1 protein-coding gene is annotated in these 279 nt (G+C 51.6%); it reads right to left on the reverse strand.

The genetic code is table 11. The features are described 5' to 3' along the window. Nucleotides 1–279, reverse strand: a 279-nt coding sequence (locus tag EN808_RS36075; RefSeq protein WP_245525219.1) for a lyase family protein, incomplete at both ends; no start/stop codon positions are given.

The following is a 279-nucleotide window of genomic DNA, read 5'->3' on the forward strand; positions in this document are numbered from 1 at the left end:
CAAGGTTTTTAGGGCACCTGAGGCAAAAACTTCGGCGTCTCTGGCCGCTAACGCTTCAAATTTATTGGGCGCCGTGACAAAAGGCACATCAGTCAATGCAGCTAAGGTTTGCGCGACCTGCTCTGCATAATCGGGGTGAGCGTTTAATCCTGTACCGACTGCCGTACCGCCTAAAGGCAATTCATACAGACCTTGTAGCGCGGCATCTAGACGAATGAGCGCATGATCTAACTGACTGACATAGCCGCTAAACTCTTGTCCTAGCGTCAAAGGGGTGGC

The organism is Mesorhizobium sp. M8A.F.Ca.ET.165.01.1.1 (genome assembly GCF_004792065.1).
Classification (GTDB): Bacteria; Pseudomonadota; Alphaproteobacteria; order Rhizobiales; family Rhizobiaceae; genus Mesorhizobium.